At 73.4% G+C, this 274-nt stretch carries 1 protein-coding gene; it reads right to left on the bottom strand.

Annotated features, from left to right (window positions below):
* Positions 1 to 274, bottom strand: a 274-nt coding sequence (locus SB719_RS19980; protein WP_412159713.1) for a PhzF family phenazine biosynthesis protein, incomplete at its 5' end; no start/stop codon positions are given.

Genomic DNA, 274 nt, shown 5'->3' with positions numbered 1-274 from the left:
CTACCAGTCGATCGTGCCGCGCACCACGGTCTGCACGCGGCCACCCGACCATACGTCGCCGTTGCCGTCGACATGCAGTTCGATGATCGCGTCGTAGCCGACCTCGCGGCCCTGGCTGATGCGGTAACGGCCGTCCGCGCCCGGCAGCGCGTCGCGGGAGGCCAGCCACGCCGCGAGCGTCGCGTTCGCCGCGCCGGAGGCGGCGTCCTCGAACGGTCCGGTCGCACCGACGAAGGCGCGCACCGCGAGGTGGTGCACCGGATCGTCCGAGCGC

The organism is Pantoea sp. SIMBA_079, assembly GCF_046940275.1.
Taxonomy (GTDB): Bacteria; Pseudomonadota; Gammaproteobacteria; order Enterobacterales; family Enterobacteriaceae; genus Pantoea; species Pantoea borealis.
This window is presented reverse-complemented; position numbering and strand designations above follow the sequence as displayed.